Genomic DNA, 330 nt, shown 5'->3' with positions numbered 1-330 from the left:
CGGCCTGATCCTCGCCGAAGACCAGTTGGTGTGCGCTCGGGCTATGTTCGAAGTGATAGTGCAGGCCTTCTTCCTCGCACAATCGTTGAATGAAGTGCAGGTCCGATTCGTGGTACTGCACACAGTACTCACGCTCAGGCGGGACGCTGGCGAGCTGGAAGCGATAGTGGGTGGCGAGCAGGCCGTGTTCCTCGAGCACCTGGGCAATGATCTGCGGCACCGTGCGGTGCTGGAAGATGCGCTGGTTGGTGCGATGCGCGAGCCGGGCCAGGTGCGGGCGCAAGGTGATCGAATAGTGCGTCAGGCGCCGGCCGGCATCGCCCTGCGCGA

1 protein-coding gene is annotated in these 330 nt (G+C 63.6%); it reads right to left on the bottom strand.

The window, feature by feature from the left end:
• Positions 1-330, bottom strand: a 330-nt coding sequence (locus BZK31_RS29830; RefSeq protein WP_425273311.1) for a contractile injection system protein, VgrG/Pvc8 family, incomplete at both ends; no start/stop codon positions are given.

The organism is Pseudomonas floridensis (genome assembly GCF_002087235.1).
GTDB classification, from domain to species: domain Bacteria; phylum Pseudomonadota; class Gammaproteobacteria; order Pseudomonadales; family Pseudomonadaceae; genus Aquipseudomonas; species Aquipseudomonas floridensis.
Note: the sequence above shows the minus strand (reverse complement) of the source record. Positions and strands in the feature narration are given on the sequence as shown.